Source organism: Candidatus Edwardsbacteria bacterium (genome assembly GCA_031082425.1).
Lineage (GTDB): Bacteria > Edwardsbacteria > AC1 > AC1 > EtOH8 > UBA2226.
Genome location: JAVHLB010000005.1, coordinates 109,788 through 133,405, shown reverse-complemented (window position 1 = coordinate 133,405; position 23,618 = coordinate 109,788). Strand labels below are relative to the sequence as shown.

The window sequence follows — 23,618 nt, the reverse complement described above, 5'->3', positions numbered from 1 at the left end:
GGTTTAAATATTTAGCACTTGGAGGTATTTACCAACTTAAAGTTGATAAATATCACGTTTCGGCATATAAATATTTAAACGACACTGGCTTTTACTGTTATCTTAACTCCACAAAAGCCGGGTCTCTTAACGGGATACCGGTTTTTATTATTATTGAAAATATGATAAAAAAGATCACATATATCCTGATGCTGATCATGGCGGCCTGCGGCCCGCTTAGGGCGGAGACCAGGTTGGTTTCGGCCGATGCCTACTCCGCCCTCATCGAATACAGCATGGAACAGCCGGAGTTCAAGCTTAATGTCGATGGGGAGCAGACCATATTTCTGCCCGGCTGCCAGACGGCTGAGGAGCCCGGCGCGCCGGCTACGTTGGAGCACCCGATCAGCCTGGGTGTTCCGGAAGGGGCCCGGGTCAAGGTGCAGGTCATATCCGTTGAATCGGAGGATATCCGCGATTTTTCTCTGGCCCCGGTCCCCGCACTGGTATCATCTGAGCAGCCCGGCTTGGGCGAATATAAAAACATCAAAAACCCTTCGATCTACGGCCGGGCGGGCATGTTTCCCGGGGCAATTGCCATCCTGGCGTCGGTCGAAAGGCTGCGGCAATATAACATCGCCGGAATAAAGATGAGCCCGGTCCAATACGATCCGTTGGCGGGCGTATTAAGGCTGAACAAAAGAATTTTGGTCAGGGTCAGCTGGGATATTGCCGGGCGGGATAACCATCCCCGGCCGGATCCGGCGTTTGCCCCGGTATTCTCAAAACTGCTGATCAATTATCCCCAGTGCCGCAACTGGAAGATCTCGGAAAAGACCATCAAATCAAAAGCGGCCGACCCCTTTGACGGCCATTCCGTCTGGTACAAATTATCGGTGCTGCAGGAGGGCGTCTACCGCCTGGATTATGAGTATCTGCTGCGCAACGGCATCGACCCGGCGGTCATCGATCCCCGGACCATCAAGATCTTCTCCGGCGGCTCGGCGGCCCTGCCCAAGGACCGGAACATCGCCGCGCCGGACACCATGAAACAGGTGGCCATATTGGTCCGGGGGCAGGAGGACGGGCGGTTCGACCAGGGCGATCAGATAATATTCTACGGGCAGGACCTGTCGGGCTGGCACAAGAATTCAAAATTGGCCACCCCGCAGTTCTTCAACCCCTACGCCGACACCAACTGCTATTGGCTGACCTGGGGCGGCGGTAACGGTTTGCGCATGCAGGTCAGAAATTGCGAACCCGGCCCGGGAAACCTGCAACCGTTACAGTCTTTTGCCGATACTTTGCATTTTGAACAGGACAAGTTCAATCCCTTCAATTCCGGCGAGTTCTATTACTGGGCCAATATGCGAAGGGCCACTTCGGAAAACAGCCGGACATATTCGTATGACCTGGCCACCCCCGGGGTACAAGGAACAAACGGGAAGTTGCGCATATCACTAAGGGCCGGCATATATTCCAAGCATCATTTTGTATGGGGATTGAATGGGCTAACCACTAAAGATTTATCGTGGACCGGCAGTCCTGGACCGACAGCCGATGGTGGTCACGAGCCGATCAGCAGCAGGGAATTGACCGATTCAACGAGTATCGATAATCTGCAGGATGCAACCAACGCTCTGACAATAAGACTTTTAAAGGAAGATGCGGATACTACCGATGCCATATATTTCAACTGGGCGGAATTAGCCTACTCACGCAAATATCAGGCCTACAAAGGTGACCTTAAGTTCCGAGCTGATTCTTCGGGCCAATATGTTAACCGTTTCTATCTGACCGGGTTCAATTCCGACAGCTGCCAATTGCTGGATATCTCTGATCCCGAGGCCCCGAAGTCTCTGCAGACCTCAAAGATGTTTCCGGCCTATATTCAGTTTGACGATGGGTGGAAAAAAGACAATAAATATTGCGCTTCCGCAGCTTCTGTCTGGCTTAAACCGAGCAGAATTGAGGCCTATGATCCAAATCGTTTGAGAGAATCATTGGCCGATGTTAAATATCTTATCATCGCTGCCGATCAGTTTTGGCCCCAGGCCCAGGCACTGTTGAACCATCATAAAAACAAGTTGGAGCAGCAACCGGCCCGGGCGGTAAAACTTTCATGGATATACAATGAGTTCGGCTTTGGTCTCAGCGACCCGGCGGCCATCCGCAACTTTCTTAAATATATTTATACAAACTCCGGCGGAACCAGCCCGGTCTGGTGCGTTCTTTTTGGAAACGGCACCTACGACTACCGGCATATCGACCGTTCCATCGCCAATTCCAATCTGGTGCCCGCCCATCAAGAGGATGTTCTTTATTTTATGCTGAAGGAGTATCAACTGCATTCCCACGATGACTGGTACGCATATTTTACCACCGGCCTGTATCCCCAGTTCTCCATCGCCCGCCTGCCGGCAGCCAACAGCGAGGAGGCCTGGGCGGTGGTAAATAAAACGATCAATTACGATTCACCCAACACCTTTTATCCCTGGCGGTCTCAGGCATTGTTGGTAGCTGATGATGATGATAAGAACGCAACTGAAACATTATACGGATACTTGCCGGAAATATATTCTGTTCAGAAGGTATATGGGATCAGCTATCCCCTGGAGGGTGATTACAAGCCCAAAGCCAGGGCCGATCTTAACAAATTCTGGAATGAAGGAGCGGGTATAATCAATTTTATCGGCCATGGCGCCTGGTGGACCTGGGGCCACGAGTGGTACTTTCGTGATACCGATATACCCTATCTGGCAAACGACAGCCGTCTGCCATTGGTGATAACCGCTTCCTGCGGCGTCTCCCGTTTCGACAATCCCTATTACAAGTGCATCAATTCCCTGGTGGTCACCAAGGCCTCCGGCGGGGCCGTAGCCTCCTTTGGAAGCACCCGTGAAGGGTTTGTGGGGCGTAATGAAAACTTGAACTATAATTTATATCACGCTCTATTTGACTCGCTTTATGACTTGGGAACATCCGTGTTATACGCTAAGTTTATTTCGGTCGATCCTATCAACAATGAGTGCTACACTTTGTTGGGCGACCCCGGGATCAGGTTCAGCCAGCCCCAAAACCCGATTGATATCACCATCAGCTCCGACACCCTTTACAATCAGGGGCGATATAATATCAGCGGGATTGTTCAGGCTTCCGGGAATTTTTCGGGCAGGGTGATGCTGGAGTTGAGGGATATCCCTCATTTGAACACCGATTTTAACTTTCTGCTTCCCGGGGACATCGTCTTCCGGGGGGAGTTCCCGGTGGTCAATGACAGCTTTCAAACAGTCGTCAACATACCGGACCAGCTGCATACCGGTCCGGTTTCGGGAGCCGGGATCCGGGCCTATGCCTGGAATTCATCGGTGGATGCCGCCGGGGTTACCTCCGACACCATCTGGATAGGCGGGGTAGACCCCGATCCCGACACCACTTATCAGGATACTTCCGCCCCGAAGATAACGGTATACGCCGGGGGGCTGGCCTTGAAGCAGAACGATTACCTGCCCAGCCAGGCCAGGTTCCGGGTGGAGATATCGGATAGAAGCGGCATCAACATCGCCCCCGGCGTCTCCAAATACGGCGAGATAAAATTCACCATTATAAAAGACGGAAAACAATTGATCTCAACCGATATCGCCAAGGATTTTATCTACAGCCTTTCCAACGATACCCTGGCAACGGGCGCGGCGGAGTACGCCTATAATTTTATCACCAGCGGCAAATATACCGTCCGGGTGGAAGCCTATGATACCAGGCTGAGGAAGGGACTGTGGGAAAATGCGATCAATGTGGAGACCGAACTGAAGGTATCCTCGATATACAATTTTCCCAATCCCCTGAAGGACGGGACCTATTTTACTTTCATGCTTTCCCAGCCGGGGGATGTGGTCATCAGAATATTCACCGTGGCCGGGAACCTGATCCGGGAGATCCCCGCCAAGAACCTGAACGCCGGTTACAACCAGGTGCATTGGAACGGAAGGGACGACCGGGGAAGCATCCCGGCCAACGGGGTGTATCTTTATAAGATAACCGCCCGGGAGGACGGCCTGGAAAACTCCGGGTTCGGAAAATTAGTGATAATGCGTTAATGGAACAAGATAAACTTTAGGGGAGTTCATTCAATGTTGTTTAAAAGATCAACCGGCATCGTTATGCTGTTGGCCGTGATGTTCCTTGGTTTGGCAACCGGCCCGGCTTACGCCATATCCGAGGGCGGGGCCATCTTCCTTTTGATCCGTCCCGGGGCCAGGCCCAGCGGTATGGGCAGCGCCTTCGCCGCCATCTCCGACGACGCCACCGCCACCTATTTCAACCCGGCCGGGCTGGCCTTTTTGATGCCGGATGCGGTCCAGTATTTCCAGGAGGATGATATCAAGGATTGGGCGGTCTTGGTGTCCAACCTGCAGGAGAAGGACGCCTTCTATCTGTTCCAGCAGCCGGACCTGCTCGATCCCGCATCCATCATCCTGCAGGCCGGGCAGTCGCCCCTGCTGACCGCGGGGGATATTGCCGATTGGAACAAGCTGGGCGAATTGCTGCGTGATTCCACCAGGGACAGCCGGGCTTACCGGCTGGTATCCGGGTGGCTGGACAGCACCGCCCGGGCCGCCATCTTCAACTCCGACAGCGTGATGACCCTGCAGGATAGATGGACCGTATTATACCGCCTGAACAAACAGATATCGTCCGACCGGGATATCTATCGCCGGTCGGTTTTGGATGGAATGGAAACCCCGCCAACCGTCCGGGAGCTGGTACTGACCGGTAAATATTCCCGGGATAAAAATGAGCTGGCCTCCCGGGATTTTGCCGATCCCCTGGGACTGGTCCAGCAACTGGTGGCGGCCGATGATCCCCTGTCCCGATACCTCTGGGGCAGGCTTGCTTCGCGCAGCAGGACCGTTCTGAAAAACGGCTTGCCGGCTGATTCGGCGGCGGCTGTCCTGGCGGCGGAGTTCAGCAAAATAATCAAGGGGAGACTTTACCAGCCCGCCAGATTGGCTAACGTGGTGTTGTCTGATGCCCTGAAAGAAAGATCGGCGGCCGGCCTCAAAGGCGAAGACCTGGCATTATTCAATATGCAACTATTGGAGGCCGCCTATCCCCGGCAGATATCCCTGACGGTCGATCACCGGAAGATAGGCCCGGATAACTCGATCAAGCTGAACCGAACCCTGCTGGAAAGCTACCTGCCGGAGATCATCAAACCTTACGCCCAGAGAATGGGGAAAGACTCCCTGTCGTTGTATATCGTCAATAAGATCGGGGAACCGGGCTGGGAAAGCCTGAAGAAATATCAGGGCCAGCAGGCAATGACCCCGGAGGAGGAGACCGGCGTTCTGGAATTCATGAATACCGTCATCAACGGCTATGAAACCGGGGAAGCCGGACAGAAGGACAACCTGCCGGCCTTAAAGGCAAAACGGGAGGCCCTGGAAATCCTGTTTCCGTCCGACCTGGCCTCATACCGCAAAAAAACCCTGGCTTCGCCCCAGATGCATATCAGAAGCTTGCTGGCTTCTGAATTCATCGCCATCTGCGACAGATACCGGACCAACAAGGTTGTCAGCCGGGAGGACAAGGAATCGCTGCTGGGAGGGCTGAACCAGCTGCTGGCCAACCGGGCTTTATATAGAGCCGAATATTTCAAAAATGAAGACCTGGATCCGGCGGCCCGGGGCTACATCCAGGAGGGGATCGATTATCTGAGCATTGAAGATCTTACCGCCTTGAACCGGAAACTGCTGGAATCGGCCCTGCCCGGCTCGCTGAAAAGAAAGGTGGAGCCCACTCCGCATTACGCCACCATGATGCATTCCCCCTGGCTTTCCGAGATCTGGAGCGATGTGGGGGACATGTATTATGAGTTCATCGCCTATGCCCAGCCGGTAAAGGACTGGGGGGTCTTCGGCGGGAATGTGGTCTTTCTCTCGGAAGGGACCAACCAGCGGATAGATGAAAATGAACATGTCCTGGGGACCTTCTCCAGCTACGAATTCTCGCCCACCCTCACCTATGCCAACAAAATATACAGCAACCTGGCCGGCGGGATCAACCTGAAGCTGATCTATTCGCACCTGGCGCCCTTCGGGGCTCCGGGCGAGCAGGGAAAGGGGATCGCCACCACCTGGGCGGTGGACCTGGGGCTGCTTTATCACGGGCCGTTCGACGGTCTGGCCCTGGGCCTGAACGTCCAGAACATCGGGCCCAAGCTCACCTATATCGACGCCCAGGAGGCCGATCCCCTGTCCCGCAACCTCAGGGTCGGCACGGCTTACGACATCCTGGACGGCAAATACTCCAAACTGACCGCGGCCTGGGACTTCACCAAGACCATCGTCGACCTTTCCCCCGACCGGCCGTGGAAGGAAGAGCTCCAGGACGTGGTCCACCATCTGGGGATGGAGTACTGGTACCTGGGCCCGGCCAGCCTGGCCCTGCGGGCCGGCTATGTACTGGACGAAGTGGGACACATCAAGGGACCCACCTACGGCGCCGGGGTGGGATTCCGCAAGATACAATTTGACTTTGCCATGGAGCCGGGCGGCGACCTGCAGAATTTCAACAAGAAATTCTCGCTGTCGGCGGTGTTTTAAAATCATTCAAATCTATGAATCGGGGGAGGCATCTTGAGGTTTTCATTTAATTACATAATCAGGCCAGCCTTGATAACGGCATTGCTGGCCGGCAGTCTGCAGGGTGATGAGTTGAGGGGCCTGAAGGAGACCTGGAAGAGCTCCATGACCATTGCCGAACAGATCAAACAGCAGCCCAGGGGCTACCGGGACGCCGTCTCCACCCGCGATATCCTGGGCGGGATCCGGGCCGCCAAGGCAAAAAAGGGCATCAAGGCCGCCACCCCCGACACCATCAGGGTGCTGGTGATCAAGGCCCAGTTCCAGCTGGACAGCGACATCAATACCACCGGGAACGGGCATTTCGACTATGCCGGCAACGGGGAGCCGGTCTACACCAACAACGATCCGGCCCAGGGGCACAACCTCTATTACGAGCCGCCCCACGACAGCACCTATATCCACAACCAGATGCTGGCCATGCGCAATTACTACCGGGCGGTCTCCTACGGGAAACTCCATATCGAGTTCGAGCAGTTTCCCAAGGGCGATACCGCCGCCTATACCCTGCCGCACCAGATGTCATTCTACAGCGACTATTACAACAACTGGGACAATTGGGGAGCCGGGCTGTATTTCCTGTTCCGGGACGCCATCGTGGCGGCCGACCAGGATCCGGCCAACATTTCCTTCCGCGATTACCAATCATATATGATCATTCATGCCGGCTCCTGCTGGCAGACCGATCCCTGGGGGGCCGACATCCCCTCGGTGTTCATCTCTTTGGGCGACCAGCCGCTGATCGCCAATGCCGGGCTGGATACCATCTACGACGGCATACTGGACGCCGCCACCCAGAGCCAGGACGGCATGGTGCTGGGGTCGCAGGGCGAGTTCGCCCACGAGTTCGGCCACCAGCTGGGCCTGCCGGACCTTTACGACTACACCTACGAGTCGGCCGGGCTGGGGGAGTGGGAGCTGATGTCCTGGGGCTCCTTCAACATGAACGCCTATGTGCCGCCGCATCTTTCGGCCTGGTGCAAGGTGTTTCTGGGCTGGGCCGAACCCATCGAGCTCAAGCCGGGGGACGACAGCGAGCAGGTCTTTGCCTGGGTGGCCAAGGATCCCAGGGCCATCGTCAAGATCCCCATCAACTCCCACGAGTATTATCTGATCGAGAACCGCCGGGCCTGGGCCAACCCCAATGATCAGGTAATTTATCAAGATTCGATATACGGCTACGGATCGGACAGCAGTGCCGTCAGGGTTTGGCGAAACGGAGTGCTGGTGAAGGTGGATGATTACGATATGTCACTGCCCTTCGACCTGGGCAAAGGCGGCCTGCTGGTCTATCATGTGGACGATGACCTGATCCGGCAGCGCTGGTATGACAACAGCCTGATGACCGGCAATGTAAAGGCCATTTATCTGCTGGAGGCCGACCACATCCAGGACCTGCGGCACTGGGTCAGCTCGCCTTATTCCACCATCGCCAGCCCCTACGATGCCTATTTCAGGGGCAACAACGACCGGCTGGATGACGCCAGCGATCCGGCCAGCCTGGCCAACGACGGCTCTTCCACCCATATCTCCATCTACAATATCTCTCTTCCGGGGGATACCATGAAGGCCCGGGTGAAGGTGGGCTGGTCGGTGCCGGGCTTCCCGGCGGTGCTGGGGGATACGGTGGACTGGAACAGCGCCAATTACCTGACCATGCATCCCGGCACCGATTCATCCTATAAGGCGGTGCTGGCCGCCGGGGTGCTGGGCAGATTGTACGCCTGGAAGGCTGATGGTTCAGGGCTGTTCAACCAGGAGCGCGATACGGTGTTGGCCGGATACGACACGATAAGCATCCGGGCCGAGATCGCCCGGGTCAAGGAAGGCAGTTATGTTTATTCCTCACCGGCGGTGGCGGATATAAATCTGGATGGTGTGCCCGAGGTGTTCATCACCTCGTCATATTCCATGACCGAGGGTCAGGTATCCGGGTTCAGCCTGATCCCCCAGCCGGATACAGTTCTATCTGACATGGGCAATCCCTATGTGGTTTACCACGCCACGCCAATGCCGGGATTTCCGGTCAATGTTTCTGCGCCAATATATTCCTCGGTGGCCCTGGGCGATGTCACCGGCGACGACACCCTGGAGGTGATCGCGGCCGGCGATGATATGAAACTTCATGTCTGGGACCATCGAGGGAATATGCTGACGGGCTTTCCATATGATCTGGCTATGGAGACCCGTTCCACTCCGGCCCTGGCGGATATTGACCCAGCTTCGCCCGGCAAGGAGATCATCGTTCTTTCCGGCGACAGCCGGGTGTTCGTCTTCAAGGGGAACGGCGGATTGGTGGCGGGATTCCCGGCATTAAAGCCCTGGGCCGATATGGTCAGCTCCTCCCCGGCGGTGGGAGATATCGACCGGGACGGAAACCCCGATATCATCTGTTGCACCAACAAGGGCATCTCCGCGGTCAACCGCGCCGGCAAGATGTTAAAGGGTTGGCCTATTGATTTTACCGGGCTGTACTATACGATTATTTCCTCTCCGGCCTTGGGCGACATCGACGGGGACGGATATCTGGAACTGGCGGTGGCCATCAACAATAAACTCCATGTTTACAACTATAACGGCACTGCGGTGGAGGGATTCCCGGTGGAGGTGTCTTCATCACAATTGGTGCAGTCCTCTCCGGTAATGGCCGATGTGGACGGGGACCGTCTGCCGGAGATCGTGATCGGCTCCCCGGACAATGCGGTGATGGCCTTCAACCATGACGGTACCAACGCGGCCGGCTTCCCATTGACCCTGGGGGGTCGCACCTATTCCACGCCTTTGGCCTTCGATCTGGACGGCGATACCACCGGCACCGAACTGGCCATCGGCTGCGATGACGGAATGGTTTATGCCTGGAGCCTGCCGTCGGCCTTCTCCATCCAAACCAGCCACTGGACCGGGTTCCATAACGACCAGGCCAACTCCGGATACTTGAATTGGGACCTTTCCCGGCATCCGCTGAAGATTTCGGATAAACTGCTGGCCAACGCCTATGTGTACCCCAATCCGGCCCGGGGGAATTTTGCCAAGATACGATTCTCCCTGAACGCTCAAGCCAGCGTGAATATCAAGGTTTTCAACCTGGCCGGGGACCTGGTCCAGGAATTCAGCCAGCCGGGGTTTGCCGGAACCGAGAACGAAATATTGTGGAAACTGGGCAACCTGGCCTTCGGTGTCTACCTGATCCGGCTGGAGGCGGTATCCACTAACGACACCCAATATCAGATATTGAAAGCGGCGGTGATACGATGACGAAGCATTCTATCTATACATTTATGCTGGCGGTATTTCTGGCCGGCAGCCTGCCGGCGGCGGGGAATGCGGTTGAAGGTGATAAGCCAAGGCCCGATAGCCTGAGAATCAATGAGGTTGAGATCAGGCCTTCGGTTGCACCCCTTCCCGAGGATCCCAACAGCCAAACTGAAAGAATACGAGTCCCGAAGAAATCCTTAAAAAAAGCTTTCTTCATGTCTCTGGTCCTTCCGGGAGCCGGCGAGTATTATGCCGGGGCCAGGACCCAGGCCAAGGTTTTTTTGGGGGCCGAGGCCATGATCTGGTCCTTCGCCGCCTTCTCCAAATTTCAGGGGGAGATGTGGAAGCGTGACTACCGCAACTTTGCCGCCCAGCAGGCCGGGGCCAACCCGGAAAAGACCGAGGATATCTACTATCAGAATATCTATGAATACCCCAGCAGTTACTGGTACAACGAGGATATCTGGGCCGAGGCCCGGATGATCTACCCCGATGACCCCCAGGCCCAGGAAACCTATGTGGCCGGCCTGCTATACGGGTCCCCCGATGACTGGGCCTGGCAGACCCAGGCTGATTGGTATCAATACCGGGGCCTGCGGGTCAGGAGCCAGGAGGCATTGCACCGGATAAGCTACTCCTACGGGGCCGCCATTTTGAACCACCTTCTTTCGGCGGTCAATGCCGCCCGTTTGACCAAGCGATACAACAAAAACCGGCTGAAAAGGGCGGAGCACGGGGAGAGCTGGCAGTTTAAGTTCCTGACCACCCGCAGCTGCGATATCGGGGTGGCCCTGGGAAAAAGTTTTTAAATTCAGCGATAAACCAAAAATCCTCCCACCTGTGGATGCAGCCTCGGAGGATTTTTTGGTTGTTGGGGATCGAACATCATGAAGCCAAAAAAATATCTGCTGGTCTTCGGCCTGGCGGCCCTTTCCTGCACCGCCTATATCGACCCGCCGAGGCCCTCGGCAAGGATGAATGAACGGACGGTTGATATCGCACTGCACTATCCGCTCCAGATCATCTCCCAGGTCTCCTCACTGGCCGCCGACCGATCGGGCAATGCCTGTTATACCCAGGCGGCCGGCTGGGTTCTGGCCTCGGCCGGCTGGGACGGAACGGAACTATTCCGTTCCGATCTGTCCCAGCCCCGGGATGTTCTAATAGCGGGCGGGGCTGACTGCTATTGGCTGATGAACAACCTGGACCGGAAGATCAAGTGCTTCGACCGGGAAGGACAGCAGTTGTCCGAAGCCGGCTTTTCCGGCATCTCGGCAACGACCGGCGCCGCCACCATCTCCGGTGACATCTATCTGCTGGACGGCAGCAACGCCCAGGTCAAGGTGGTTGACCGGTCAGGATACGACCTGCGGAGTTTTCACATCGAGCTGTCCGGCGGGGGAGTTTTCCGTCCCGGCTCGATCTCGGTTGATGCCTCCCGGAACATTATGGCCCTGGCCGATTCGCGCAGCGGGATCATCATTTTCTATAATCTTTACGGGGCCAGGCACAGCACCCTGCAGATAACGGTGGGGAACCATCCCCAGGCGGTGGGCTTTGATTACCTGGGGCGGCTGTGGGTCTGCCAGCCGGAACAGGGGATGGTCGGGGTGTATGTTTATGAGGGCGAACAGTGGGTCAAACAGTTGGGGGTTCCCTTCCGGAGGCCCTATGCCGTAGCCCTGAGCCCGTTCGGCAGAGGAATTGTGGCCGAGGATGGAAGCCTGACCTTCGTCAAGTTTTAGCTCTATGCGGACCAGCACGGCCATAACCATCGCTGTCCTGGGCCTGTGGCTGGGTTATTCCGGGGCGGAGAGCATCTCACCGATCCGGAAAAGCATCATGCTGGCCGGCGACCCCGCCCTGAATGAATACCGGCTGGGGGCGCCCTTTATTTTTGCCGGCAGCGACAGCGCCCTGGTGGGGGGGAAGCTCCTGCTGCGCAATCTGGATTACGTCATCGATTACAACCAGGGAACCATCTACCTGGCATCGCCCCTGGCCAGGGGGGATACTCTCAATGTTATTTATTCGGCCCTGCCTCTGCAGATACCGCCGCACAGACAGCATCTGCAGTTATTCCCCGATACCTTTGGACTGATTCCCTTGCCGGCTTCGGGCCGGCCGGCCGGATCCGACAGCCTGAGCCAATGGCTGCAGGCCAGGGACGGACAGCTGAGATTCGGCGGCAGCAAATCAGTGGGAATAAGCCTGGGCAGCGGGAGGGACCTGTCGCTGGACCAGTCCCTGAACGTCAGGGTCAACGGGCGCCTGGGAGAGGACCTGGAGGTGAACGCCCTGCTGTCCGACCAGGGAATGCCGGTCAGCGGCAGCACCCAGGAGCTGAGCCAGATCGACAAGATATTCATCCGGGCCAACTCCTCCAACTGGTCGGCCGTGGTGGGCGATTACGACCTGTCGTACCACCGCCAGCAGCTGCTTAACGTCCAGCGCCAGTTGCAGGGGCTGGATGCGGCCTTCTCCTACCGGTCCAATTCCCTGGGGTTCTCGGTGTCCAGCGCCAAGGGGAAGCCGGGCTATGTCCGTTTCTCCGGCCGGGACGGGATACAGGGTCCTTACCAGCTTACGGTGCCGGAAGGGTCCAATTTCTTCCGGGTGCTGGCCAACAGCGACCGGATCTGGCTGGACGGGACGCTGTTGCAGCGGGGCAGCGACCGCGATTATACCCTGGACTATGACCGGGGACAGATATTGTTCACCCCCCGCCGGATGATCACCGATGATTCCAGGATCACCGCCGAGTTCGAATACTCGCTGGAGAGCTTTTCCCGAAACCTGTATTTTGTCAGCAGCGACCTGTATGCCGGGAAGAATCTGCTGATAAGCAGCGCCTATTACCAGGAATCCGACGACCCCAAACAACCGTCAGCCGGGGAGATGAACGATGTCTGGAGATCGGTTTTAACCGAGGCCGGGGACGATACCACAAAGCTTTGGGGCGACGGCGGGTCTTTGGCCGACAGCGGCACCGGGGACTACGATAAACCGGACTCCGTCTACCTGTATGCCGGAAGGGGTTTGGGCCAATATGCCGTGTCCTTCACCTGGATGGGTTCGGGAAAAGGGGATTACCTCTATGACAGTGTCCTGGGGGCTTTTGTCTATGCCGGTCAGGGGAAAGGCGACTACGCGGCTCTGAAAAGATATCCCCGTCCCGAAGAATTCCGATCGCTGGGACTGCAGCTGAATACCCTTTGGGAGGGGGGGCGGCTGGCGGTCAACGGGGCCAGGACCTGGAAGGATCTGAACACCCTGTCGGCGCAGGATGACGGCGACAATGCCGGCGACGGCGGCAGGTACGATCTGCTCTGGCGCCGGGACACCCTGGGCTGGGGCGGTTTTGAAGTATCCGGCCGGGGCATATCATACGGCAGCGATTTCCGGCCGGAGCTGGGCCTGGCCGAGGGCGATTTCGAGAGCCGTTGGGGGCTGGGGGGCTGGACCGGCCTCAAGAAAAATGATCCCCTGGAGGGGCAGCGTTCCCAGGAATATAAGGCCGGCTACTGGCCGGCCGGATATCTTAAGGTCGGCGGGGGTTGGGGACGGCTCAATCTGAGGGACGGGTTGTGGCTGCGCAAGTATCAGGGGTCCACCAGCTTCAAGCCCTGGCCGGCCCTGAGCGTATCCTATGATTACCGGAAGACCCTGCTGGGCCGGGCCTGGATCGACAGCCTGCTGTCTTCGGCCGGACGGCAGGAGCACCGGACAGAGGCTGATCTCTCCCGGGGAATTGTCAGTTACCAGGCCGGTGGCAGCAATACTTTGGACGATATCCATTATCACAGCGGGGCCTCTTCGGGAGGCCGGATAATGGAAGGCTTCCTGGGGTTTGCCTGCCGCCCCAAAAAACTTGACTGGGGCAGCCGCTATTCCCGGCGCGAGGACCTGTCGCGTGACAGTCTGGGGCAGGTCTGGCAGGGAACCAGCCATACCGATCAGGTCAGCAGTTTTCTGAAGTATGGCGCCGGGGGATCGCTGGCCTTGAGCCTGGATCACACCTACCGCAGCAAGGTCCTTCGGCCGAACTCCCCGGGACAGGGCCAGAAAAGCAACCTGGGACTGCTGAGGGTGGATCACTCCGCCTGGCAGCAGTCCCTTCGAACCGGATTGGATTACAGCCTCAATGCCACCGAGGCCCGCCTCTTGAAGGAGGTGTATGTCAAGGTGCCGGACCGGGCCGGGGATTACAGCTACGATTCCCTTTCCGGAGCCTACTATCCCGACACCGCCGGGAACTACCTGAAACAGATACTGGAGGAGGGGCCGTCCAGCCGGGCCAGCGAGATCTCGGCCAGAAGCTATCTGCAGTTCAACCCGGGGCAGTACTTTTCTCCGGCCTGGTGGACCGGTTTCCGGCTGGACCTGGCGGCTCTTTCGGCAGTAAAATCCCTGAGAAAATTAAACCCCGCCCTGCTGGCCACCCTGCCGTCGCTGGAAAGCCATCCCCGGGATATTTCCGGGTCGATGGAGCTTTCGGGGGATGTCGGCTATTATGCCGGGGGCGGCTGGAACACCAGGCTGCTGTACCGCTGGCGCAGGGACCGCGACAACCAGACCCTGTCCGCCGCCACGGTGCGCCGCAGCAATCAGCGGAAAGCCGAGTTAGGGTATCCCCTGAATGACAGGACCCGGTTATCGTTCTTTTTTTCATCGAATATAACGGAGGCCTACAACGAGCTGGTGGGCCTGGAAAGCAGCGTCCGGCTTGATTTTACGGGGACTGATATATTGCATAGCCTCAGCCGGCAGCTTGATCTGAACGCCAGGCTGGAGGCCGGAAGAGAGAGGACCCAGCGATATAACCTGGCGGTGCCGGTCACAAATTTCCAGCATTGGTCGTTGTCCCCCGGCCTGTCCCGGAAGTTGTCTCTGTCCGGACAGCTTAGGCTGGAGGCCGGGGCGACCTACCGGAAGGCCGACCAGTTTTGGGAAAACATTCCGCCGGAGTTCCGCTACACCCGCCCCCTGGACTGGACCAAGACCTGGCGGGCAACTTACGATTACCGCATGAACAGCTATTTCACCATATCCGCTTCCTATGACGGCCGGAAAGAATCCGGGAGCAGAACCTCTCACAACGGAAGGATGGAGGTCAGGGCTTATTTTTAAAATGAGAGCATACATTCTGCCGGCGGCCATGGTGCTGACCCTGGCTTCGGCGGCCTGGCCGGCGGTGATCCGGCGGATGGATTATGACGGGCAGTCTCCGTTCAGCCCAAAGCAGATGAATGCCATTATCGGCTTTCAATCGGGAACCGGCCTGTCTTCGGAAAGCTTGGCGGCGGGGTTGAACAAACTGCTGGCGGAATTGAACCGGGCCGGATGTTTTCTGGCCGGGCTGGAGATGGAGTATTCGCCCGACAGCACCCAGGCCAAAGTAAAGATAACCAACGGCATCATTCCCAGGGCCGGAAATATAATAATCACCGGCAACAGCTATCTGGGTCGGAATTACCTGGAAAGCCAGCTATCTGTCCGGCCGAAGGGTACTCTTTCGGAAGGCCAGATACTAAGTGACATTGCGGCGCTGTCCCTGGTATACGCCGATAACGGGTTCCCCCATGCCAGAATAGCGGTCGGGGATTTCTCCCTGTCCGGCAGCCGGCTGGATTACAGTTACCAGATCGTGGAAGGCTCCCGGGTAAACATAGATAAGATCAGGTTTTCCGGCAATCTCCAGACCAAAGAGTATGCTTTGCTGAGATTATCGGGCCTGGCTCCGGGAGTGGTGTTCAACCGGAAAAACATTGAAAAGGGACGGGCCAGACTCATCAAGAGCGGGCTTTTCCGGACGGTGTCCGAGCCAGTTCTGACCGCCGGCGACCGGGCGGGATCCGAGAACCTGCTGATCGCCCTGGAGGAAGGGCGTTACAACAATATCTTCGGTGCCCTGGGATACAACCGTGATCAGACCCGGCAGAACGGCTGGCTGACCGGCAGCCTTGACATGGCCTTCTCCAATCTGGGCGGGGTCGGGCGCCGGGCCAAGATCAGCTGGCAGCGCCTGCGCCAGGAGAACAGCCGGCTGTCGGCCGAATTCTCCACCCCCTGGATATTCTCCCTGAACCTGGGCCTTACCGCCGCGGTCAGCCACCGCATAGAGGACTCCACCTACACCCAAAGCTCGGGCAGGTTGATGGCGGATCTTCCGGCCGGAGAGCATTTCACCGCCGGAGCGGGGGCCGAGGCGGTGAGGGTGGTGCCGGGGTCGGCCCAGCTTATCGGGCGGAACATCAAATACAACTCGCTGTGGTCTCTGGAGGCCGATTACCGGGACGGGTCTGTCAGCCCCCGGGGCTTCTGGTCAAAATTAGAGATCGAATATGGCCGCAAGAGATATTATAACCCCTCGGTTCAATTGACGGTCTCCCGGGTCAAACTGGACGCCAGCCAGGTCCGGGATATTTTCAAACGGCAGGCCCTTTCGGCGGTCGCCCATCTCCGGGCGGTGATCTCCAGCGAAAAGCCCGTTCCCCGGCCGGACCAGTTCTCCATGGGGGGGGCCGCCTCCCTGCGGGGCTACTGGGAGGAGCAGTTCATCGCCAACCAGCTGGCCTGGGGCAATCTGGAATACCGCTATTTGCCGGACCGCCGTTTGGAGCTGTTCCCCTTCTATGACCTGGGCTATTACTATGATCCGGAAAGGGGGCTGCGGGGCTACCGCTCCGGATACGGTGCCGGCTTCCGGATGGACAGCGCCCTGGGCTGGATCAGCCTGGTCTACGGGCTGGGGCGGGGTGACGGTTGGGGACAGGGCAAGGTCCATGTCAGCCTGAACAGCGATTTCTAGGCGGTTGACAAACCCGGGCATTTTAAGTATAATCAAACCCGATGTCAGGTCACCAGTCGCTTTCGTTCATCATCAGGAACGAAGGTTTTTTAATTAATGCAGGAGCGCTAAAATGAAGCTGTTCATAGATACCGCCAACGTGTCCGAGATCAAAGAAGCCGCCAGCTGGGGGATCATCGACGGGGTGACCACCAATCCCAGCCTGATCGCCAAGGAGGGGCGCGATTTCGCCCAGGTGGTCAAGGAGATCTGCGACATAGTGGACGGGCCGGTGTCGGCCGAGGTGCTAAGCCCCGATGCCCCCGGCATGCTGAAGGAGGCCCAGCCGCTGATCAAGATCCACCCCAATGTGGCCGTCAAGATACCGATGACCCTGGAGGGGCTGAAGGCGGTCAAGGAACTTTCGGCCCAGGGCATCAAGACGCACATCACCCTGGTATTTTCGGCCAACCAGGCCCTGCTGGCGGCCAAGGCCGGGGCCACCTTCATCAGCCCCTTCGTGGGCCGGCTGGATGATGTCTCGGAGTACGGCATCGGCCTGATAGAGGAGATCGTCCAGATCTACGGAAACTACGATCTGCCCACCCAGGTGCTGGCGGCCAGCATCCGGACGCCCCTGCATGTGCTGGACTGCGCCAAGATAGGGGCCCACATCGCCACGGTGCCTTTCAACGTGCTGAAGATGCTGGCCCAGCATCCCCTGACCGATATCGGGATCAAGAAATTCAACGACGACTGGGCCAAGGCAAAGAAATAAAAGATGACCCTCCCGCAGTTAAAAATAATAGCCCGACAGATACGCCGGGATATAATCGAGATGACCTATCAGGCGGGCTCCGGGCATCCCGGCGGTTCGCTTTCGGCGGCCGACATCCTGGCGGTCCTGTATTTCGACATCATGAAACACGATCCCAAGAATCCCGTATGGCAAAAGCGGGACCGGTTCTTTTTATCCAAGGGCCACGCCTGCCCGGTGCTGTATGCCGCCTTGGCCGAAGCGGATTACTTTTCAAAAAAGCATCTGGCCGCCTTCCGGCATCTGGGTTCTGTCTTGCAGGGGCATCCCCACCGTTTGAAGACGCCGGGAGTGGAGATGTCCAGCGGCTCGCTGGGACAGGGATTGTCCATTGCCGCCGGAACGGCGCTGGGGTTGAAAATGGACGGCAGTAAATCAAAGGTTTTTTGCCTGATGGGCGACGGCGAATTGCAGGAGGGACAGATCTGGGAGGCGGCCATGGCCGCCGGACATTTCAAGCTGAATAATCTTATCGGCATTGTGGATTACAACAACCTGCAGATAGACGGTCCGGTGGAGAAGGTGATGGGCCTGGCCCCGCTGGCCGACAAATGGCGGTCCTTCCGCTGGAACGTCATCGAAGTTGACGGGCATGATATTCTACAGATCAAGAAGGCCTTCATCAAGGCGGGGCAGTCAAAGACAAAGCCCACCGCCATCATAGCCCGGACGGTCAAGGGCAAGGGCGTTTCCTTCATGGAGAACCAGGCCGGCTGGCACGGCCGGGCGCCGGATAAGGAAGAATATGAAATGGCAATGAGAGAACTCCAGTTATAAAGCTATCAAAGATGCGTTACATAATATTAAAAATAATTTATCAAATGAAAGGTTAGAAAATGTTGATCAAAAAAATGTCAACAGTTTTATTGGTGAATATTACTGTATTGCTTTTATCCTTTCTCTGGGCCAGTGCCGAGGACAGAACGGTTGGCCTTATGGTCAATGACACGATAAAATCATTTGAGGGATATACTTTATTCTCGCCAATGGGTTACAAAACCACTTATTTAATCGATAATAACGGCGAGCTCATTAATAGTTGGCCCAGTGTTTATTTACCGGGACTTTCCTCATATTTACTCGATAACGGCAAACTGCTATTAGCGGGTAGAGTGTTGAACAATCATTTTTCCTTGGCTGGCGGTTCTGGTGGCGTTATTCAACTTATAAACTGGGATGGGACAGTGCATTGGGAATATAAGTATGCTGATTCGACTTATCAATCACATCACGATGTCCGGATGCTTCCTAATGGAAATATTCTAATGATCGCTTGGGAGCTCAAGTCACGCGATGAGGCAATCGCCGCTGGTCGGGACTCGACTTTGTTGATTTCCGGAGAACTTTGGCCTGAACATATTATTGAAGTGCAGCCAATTGGTCAAGACAGCGGGGATATTGTCTGGGAATGGCATGTTTGGGATCATTTAATTCAGGATATAGATTCTATCAAGCCTAATTATGGAATTGTTGCTGATCATCCGGAATTGATAAATATAAATTTTATCGGTTTGGAGTCTTCTTCTGCTGCTGATTGGATTCATTTGAATTCGATCGATTATAATCAGGAACTTGATCAGATCGTTGTCAGCTCGCGGGAGTTCGATGAAATATGGATAATAGATCATGGGACAACCACCGCGGAAGCAGCCAGCCATTCCGGAGGTATTCGAGGCAGAGGTGGGGATCTTTTGTTTCGATGGGGAAATCCTTATGCCTACAACAGAGGAACATTGGATAATCATGTTTTTTTTGGGCAGCATAATGCCAACTGGATAACTGATGGCTTCCCCGGTGCGAAGGATATTTTGGTTTTCAATAATGGGTTGGGTCGAGATGAAGGTAATTACTCTTCTATCGATCAGATCAAACCAGCATTTGACACCATAAGTGGTACGTATCAATTTAATGCTGATTCATCGTATGTGCCTTCAACGCTGGCTTGGAACTATATTAGTACCCCTGTTGATATTTTTTTTAGCCCATATATTTCCGGGGCCACACGCCAGCCGAATGGGAATACCTTGATCTGCAGCGGGTGGGGTGGCACTTTCATTGAAGTAACTCCAGATGGAGAAACAGTTTGGGAATATATCAACCCTGTTATCATTTCCGGCCCAATGACACAGGGGGATACCATACCAGGGATTGGTTTTTTCGACGGGAAAGAAAATATGGTTTTTCGTATTTATCGATACGCACCGGATTATCCTGGTCTGTTGGGCCAGAATCTAACTCCCCAAGGCCCGATCGAGATATATACCAGTGGTGTTGCTAATGATTATATCCGTCCAGCTTCGAAGGATTTTGTTTTATATCAAAACACGCCAAATCCCTTCAAAGATATCACAAAAATAAAATATCAAGTACCCGTAGCAGGGACAGTTAATCTGAAAATTTATAATATAATGGGTCAGGAAATTAGGAAACTATGTAATAAATATGAAACGGCAGGCATACATACCATAAGCTGGGATGGTAAGGATAATAGGGGAAATAAAGTAGCTAATAATATTTTATTTTATAGATTAGAATATAACGGCATATATCGAAATAAGCGGATGGTGCGTATTAATTGACTGTTTTGAATATTATAAAACCAAAGGGTAAATATTTTCCAGGCAACGCCATTTTATAAAATCGTGAAAGTAATAGATGGAAGCCCTGAAAGCCATAATGACCCGGCGCAGCATCCGCAGTTATACCGGCAGGAAGGTCACGGAAGCACAGATCAAAAAACTGCTGGAAGCGGCCATGAACGCGCCCTCGGCCTGCAATCAGCAGGCCTGGCAATTTGTAGTGGTATCGGACCGTGAAACATTGACCGCCATCACCAAGATCCACCCCTATGCCCAGATGCTGAAACAGGCCTCCTGTGCCATCGTGGTCTGCGGGGATATCAAAGCCGAGCAATGTAAGGATTATTGGGTGCAGGACTGCTCGGCGGCCACCCAGAACATCCTGCTGGCGGCCCATGCCCTGGGCCTGGGGGCGGTGTGGCTGGGGGTCTATCCCCGGATGGATAGGCTGAAGGACCTGCAGAAATTATTGGGAATGCCCAAAAGCATCATGCCGTTATCGGTAATTTCGATCGGCTACCCCAAAATTAAGGCCAAGCCGGTAAAACGATATTCCGCCAAAAAAGTTCACCATGACAAGTGGTGATTTTCCCTGTCACCCTGAGGACACACCTTCGATAGCCCAGCCGAACGGGTGGACAGTGTCATTCTTCAACCTGTCTTCCCTCAAAGTGTCCTCAGGATGACAAAAATCTTACAAAATTTACAGTCAATTTTATGCACTACCGTAAGTTCGGAACAGATGGCTTTCAGGCATCCATATTGGGCTTCGGGGCTATGCGACTGCCGCTTAACAGTCCGGATACGGCAGATATTGATCTATCCCAGACCATAGAAATGATCCGCCTAGCGGTGGACAATGGGGTCAATTATATCGATACCGCCTATGGCTATCACAATGGAAAGAGCGAGTCGGTGGTGGGGCAGGCCCTCAGGGACGGTTACCGAAAGAAGGTCCGGCTGGCCACCAAACTTCCCTATTGGGCGGTCAATTCAATCGAAGATATGGACCGGATATTTGCCGAGCAGCTGGCCAGGCTGGAGACAGGGAAGATAGATTATTATCTGCTGCACGCCCTCAGCCAGACCGCCTGGGACAAGCTGAAAGGCTTTAAGGTGCTGGAATGGGCCCAAAGAAAGTTGGAGGCCGGACAGATCGGCTCCCTGGGCTTTTCCTTTCACGACGGGCCGGAGGTCTTTAAACAGATAATTGACGAACATAAGTGGGATTTCTGCCAGATCCAGTATAACTACATGGACACCGAGAACCAGGCCGGCACTGCCGGTCTGCAATACGCCGCCTCAAAGAGCATCCCGGTGATAGTGATGGAGCCGCTTCGGGGAGGCTCTTTGGCAAATCCTCCGGAAAACGTAAAAGCAATATTGGCTAAGTCCGGCATCGACCATACTCCGGCGGAGTGGGGTCTTCTATGGGCTTGGAGCCAGCCGGGGGTTTCCCTGGTGCTCAGCGGGATGAGCAACCTGAAACAGGTCAGGGATAATCTACTGATCGCTGAGAACTCCGGGTCGTTGAAAATGTCCGAGAACGATTTGAAGGTCATAGCAGAGGTCAGAAAGGCCTACCTCGATTCCAAGGCCATAAACTGCACCCAGTGCGGCTATTGTATGCCGTGCCCCTATGGGGTCAATATCCCGGCCAATTTCGCCATGTACAACGAGGCCGAACGCTATAATAACTATAATGGCCCTAAATGGCAGTATGCCAACCGGCTGAAAGAGGGGGAGAGGGCGGCATCTTGCACCGGCTGTCAAAGATGCCTGCCTAAATGTCCCCAAAAACTGGGGATCCCCGATCTGCTGGAAAAGGTTCATCAGTCCTTAAGATCACAATAAAGCACAATGTCTAATAAATTGATTCATAGGTCATTAGCAATTATATTTAATGTGTTTCTTCTAGTTGGATGTTCTTCAAGTAAAACGCCAACCGAACCTTACTCCATGCGTCTGGACGGCTCCAAGTATCTTTGGGAGCCTGATCCCGTCGCCGGTTTCACCATCGAGGGATATGATGATCTGGGACCGCGCCCAAAATTCATAAATGTTGTGTTTCCTGTTAAAAAGATCTCATCCTTTCCCCTGCCGGGCCTCGAAATTGAATTGAATGTTGATAGCCTCGCCGTCGGAGTGGAGATCGAATTTGGCGATAGTCTGAATTCCGGGCACTCCAGTGTTTCTTTTAGGCCGCCCTATCGCCCCACCACAAAAGAGGGGTTGGTCCTGGCCTACGAATCCCGGGAGCCGGGCGGCTATGCCAGGATCGTCATGGATGAAATGGATGCCCGTTATCGGGGCCTGGTAAAAGGCAGGTTGGTCTACGCCAGACTGCCGGGATATTATTATGACATCAATTCCGGCGAAATAAAACCGGCCCAAAAACCAACGGTGATGGAGTTATTCAATTGGCCGTTCACGGGTTTGTTGGATAAACACCCTCTGAAATAGATTATGAGCGATCTTCATTTGGCAAAGATAACGGAACTTGGGTCAATGGAACAGCAACCCACCCGCTTCGGCTATGCCGAAGCCCTGCTGGAACTGGGGGCCAAGGACAAAAGGGTGGTGGTGCTGGACGCCGACCTGTCAAAGTCCACCCTGACCAGCCGCTTTGCCGAGAAATATCCCAAAAGGTTCTTCGATATCGGCATCGCCGAGCAGAACATGCTGGGGATGGCCGGAGGCCTGTCTTTGACCGGAAAGATCCCGTTCGTCACCACCTACGGGGTCTTTCTGGCCGGGAGGGCCTGGGACCAGATACGGACCTCCATCTGCTATGCCGATCTTAACGTCAAGCTGGCCGGGGCCCACGGCGGCCTGTCGGTCGGCCCGGATGGGGCCACCCACCAGGCCCTGGAGGAGATCTCCATCATGCGGGTCCTGCCCAACATGAAGCTGATCGTCCCCTGCGACACCCACCAGGCGCGGCTGACAACTTTGGAAGCTGTAAAGATATCCGGGCCGGTATATATCCGCTTGGGTCGCGAGCCGATACCGGTGATAACCACCGATAAGACGCCATTCAAGTTCGGCCAAGCTCAGATCATGCGGCCGGGCAGGGATGTCACCATCGTCGCCTGCGGATTGATGGTCTACTTATCTCTGCTGGCGGCCCAGAAGCTGGCCAAAGATGGCATCTCCTGCCAGGTGATCAACCTGCACACCATCAAGCCGATAGACCGGAAGGCGCTGATAGCTTCGGCCAAAAAGACCGGAGCCGTAATCACGGCTGAGGAGCACCAGCTGGCCGGGGGCATGGGCAGCGCGGTGGCCGAGGTGCTGGGGCAGGAATGTCCGGTTCCCATGGAGATGGTGGGGGTCAAAGACACCTTCGGCGAATCCGGCCAGCCCTGGGAGCTGATGAAGAAATATCATCTGATGGACGGGGATATCATCAAGGCGGTGAAAAGGGCTATTCAGAGGAAGAAATAATGCTTGGTTTCGGATTGTATATCCACGGTGTGTTCTGGCAATGACCTCAGGACAAGTTCTTTCTCTCCCCTTACTAGGGGAGATGTGAACAAAGCAAGAAGAGTTAA

At 55.5% G+C, this 23,618-nt stretch carries 14 protein-coding genes; all 14 read left to right on the top strand.

The annotated features are described in order from the left end of the window. Positions 1-161: 161 nt before the first annotated feature. The 14 genes from porU (at position 162) to RDU76_06490 (ending at position 23,511) form a co-directional block, all read left to right on the top strand. On the top strand, positions 162-4,076 hold the full coding sequence (porU, locus tag RDU76_06555) for a type IX secretion system sortase PorU (protein ID MDQ7798587.1): 3,915 nt from the start codon (positions 162-164) through the stop codon (positions 4,074-4,076). A 33-nt stretch (positions 4,077-4,109) separates the two neighbouring features. Then, a complete protein-coding gene (locus RDU76_06550; protein ID MDQ7798586.1) occupies positions 4,110-6,584 on the top strand; it encodes a PorV/PorQ family protein in 2,475 nt (824 codons plus the stop codon). Between the two features lie 33 nt (positions 6,585-6,617). After that, complete coding sequence (locus tag RDU76_06545) at positions 6,618-9,878, top strand: FG-GAP-like repeat-containing protein (GenBank protein ID MDQ7798585.1); 3,261 nt, start codon at positions 6,618-6,620, stop codon at positions 9,876-9,878. Next, positions 9,875-10,687 carry a hypothetical protein gene (locus RDU76_06540; GenBank protein MDQ7798584.1) on the top strand — a complete coding sequence of 271 codons (813 nt, stop codon included), beginning with the start codon at positions 9,875-9,877 and terminating at the stop codon, positions 10,685-10,687. The genes RDU76_06545 and RDU76_06540 overlap by 4 nt, the downstream gene beginning before the upstream one ends. A gap of 78 nt (positions 10,688-10,765) precedes the next feature. Next, positions 10,766-11,623, top strand: coding sequence for a hypothetical protein (locus tag RDU76_06535; GenBank protein MDQ7798583.1), 858 nt, complete (start codon positions 10,766-10,768; stop codon positions 11,621-11,623). 4 nt (positions 11,624-11,627) lie between these two features. Beyond that, positions 11,628-15,008 carry a hypothetical protein gene (locus tag RDU76_06530; GenBank protein ID MDQ7798582.1) on the top strand — a complete coding sequence of 1,127 codons (3,381 nt, stop codon included), beginning with the start codon at positions 11,628-11,630 and terminating at the stop codon, positions 15,006-15,008. 1 nt (position 15,009) lies between these two features. Further along, the gene (locus RDU76_06525) at positions 15,010-16,689 is read left to right on the top strand and encodes a POTRA domain-containing protein (GenBank protein MDQ7798581.1); all 1,680 of its coding nucleotides are present in this window, start codon (positions 15,010-15,012) and stop codon (positions 16,687-16,689) included. A gap of 112 nt (positions 16,690-16,801) precedes the next feature. Further along, the gene (gene fsa, locus RDU76_06520; GenBank protein ID MDQ7798580.1) at positions 16,802-17,446 is read left to right on the top strand and encodes a fructose-6-phosphate aldolase; all 645 of its coding nucleotides are present in this window, start codon (positions 16,802-16,804) and stop codon (positions 17,444-17,446) included. A 3-nt stretch (positions 17,447-17,449) separates the two neighbouring features. Next, positions 17,450-18,262, top strand: a complete 813-nt coding sequence (locus RDU76_06515) for a transketolase (GenBank protein ID MDQ7798579.1) — start codon at positions 17,450-17,452, stop codon at positions 18,260-18,262. Positions 18,263-18,321: 59 nt separating this feature from the next. Then, positions 18,322-20,064, top strand: coding sequence for an aryl-sulfate sulfotransferase (locus RDU76_06510; GenBank protein ID MDQ7798578.1), 1,743 nt, complete (start codon positions 18,322-18,324; stop codon positions 20,062-20,064). 85 nt (positions 20,065-20,149) lie between these two features. Further along, complete coding sequence (locus RDU76_06505) at positions 20,150-20,650, top strand: nitroreductase family protein (GenBank protein MDQ7798577.1); 501 nt, start codon at positions 20,150-20,152, stop codon at positions 20,648-20,650. Between the two features lie 131 nt (positions 20,651-20,781). Next, a complete protein-coding gene (locus tag RDU76_06500; protein ID MDQ7798576.1) occupies positions 20,782-21,918 on the top strand; it encodes an aldo/keto reductase in 1,137 nt (378 codons plus the stop codon). Positions 21,919-22,023: 105 nt separating this feature from the next. Further along, complete coding sequence (locus RDU76_06495; GenBank protein ID MDQ7798575.1) at positions 22,024-22,527, top strand: hypothetical protein; 504 nt, start codon at positions 22,024-22,026, stop codon at positions 22,525-22,527. A 45-nt stretch (positions 22,528-22,572) separates the two neighbouring features. Continuing rightward, positions 22,573-23,511 (top strand): transketolase family protein, encoded by a 939-nt coding sequence (locus RDU76_06490; protein MDQ7798574.1) that lies wholly within the window; start codon positions 22,573-22,575, stop codon positions 23,509-23,511. Positions 23,512-23,618 lie beyond the last annotated feature (107 nt).

Bases quoted from the DNA above. Each gene is read 5' to 3' on its own strand.
- RDU76_06535 (MDQ7798583.1), top strand. From the start codon at position 10,766: ATGAAGCCAAAAAAATATCTGCTGGTCTTCGGCCTGGCGGCCCTTTCC.
- RDU76_06490 (MDQ7798574.1), top strand. From the start codon at position 22,573: ATGGAACAGCAACCCACCCGCTTCGGCTATGCCGAAGCCCTGCTGGAA.
- RDU76_06500 (MDQ7798576.1), top strand. From the start codon at position 20,782: ATGCACTACCGTAAGTTCGGAACAGATGGCTTTCAGGCATCCATATTG.
- fsa (MDQ7798580.1), top strand. From the start codon at position 16,802: ATGAAGCTGTTCATAGATACCGCCAACGTGTCCGAGATCAAAGAAGCC.
- RDU76_06515 (MDQ7798579.1), top strand. From the start codon at position 17,450: ATGACCCTCCCGCAGTTAAAAATAATAGCCCGACAGATACGCCGGGAT.
- RDU76_06495 (MDQ7798575.1), top strand. From the start codon at position 22,024: ATGCGTCTGGACGGCTCCAAGTATCTTTGGGAGCCTGATCCCGTCGCC.
- porU (MDQ7798587.1), top strand. From the start codon at position 162: ATGATAAAAAAGATCACATATATCCTGATGCTGATCATGGCGGCCTGC.
- RDU76_06530 (MDQ7798582.1), top strand. From the start codon at position 11,628: ATGCGGACCAGCACGGCCATAACCATCGCTGTCCTGGGCCTGTGGCTG.
- RDU76_06540 (MDQ7798584.1), top strand. From the start codon at position 9,875: ATGACGAAGCATTCTATCTATACATTTATGCTGGCGGTATTTCTGGCC.
- RDU76_06550 (MDQ7798586.1), top strand. From the start codon at position 4,110: ATGTTGTTTAAAAGATCAACCGGCATCGTTATGCTGTTGGCCGTGATG.
- RDU76_06525 (MDQ7798581.1), top strand. From the start codon at position 15,010: ATGAGAGCATACATTCTGCCGGCGGCCATGGTGCTGACCCTGGCTTCG.
- RDU76_06510 (MDQ7798578.1), top strand. From the start codon at position 18,322: ATGTTGATCAAAAAAATGTCAACAGTTTTATTGGTGAATATTACTGTA.